The sequence below is a fragment of the Mycobacterium simiae genome, assembly GCF_008370645.1.
GTDB lineage: Bacteria > Actinomycetota > Actinomycetes > Mycobacteriales > Mycobacteriaceae > Mycobacterium > Mycobacterium simiae_A.
In genome coordinates this window covers 1-250 of the sequence record NZ_VTZN01000657.1, presented here as the reverse complement: position 1 = coordinate 250, position 250 = coordinate 1, and the positions used below count along the sequence as shown (strand labels likewise).

The window sequence follows — 250 nt, the reverse complement described above, 5'->3', positions numbered from 1 at the left end:
CCGACTTGCCGGTCGCCTCCCATGATGAGGTCTCGCGCGAGTTGAAGTTATTGGTGGATCGCCGGGAAGTCCTTGTGGCGCAACGCACGGCGACGATCAACCGGCTGTTGTGGCGGGTGCACGAGCTTGACCCCGACCACGCGCCCAAGGCCCGCTCGCTGGATCTGGCCAAGCATCGGCGCATCCTAGGCGACTGGCTGGCCAGCCTGCCCGGGCTGGTCGCGGAGTTGGCTCGCGACGAGCTGGCCGA

1 pseudogene is annotated in these 250 nt (G+C 67.6%); it reads left to right on the top strand.

Annotated elements, in window-relative coordinates:
- Positions 1-250 (top strand): annotated as a pseudogene (locus F0Q45_RS27285) (IS110 family transposase); the annotation flags it as partial.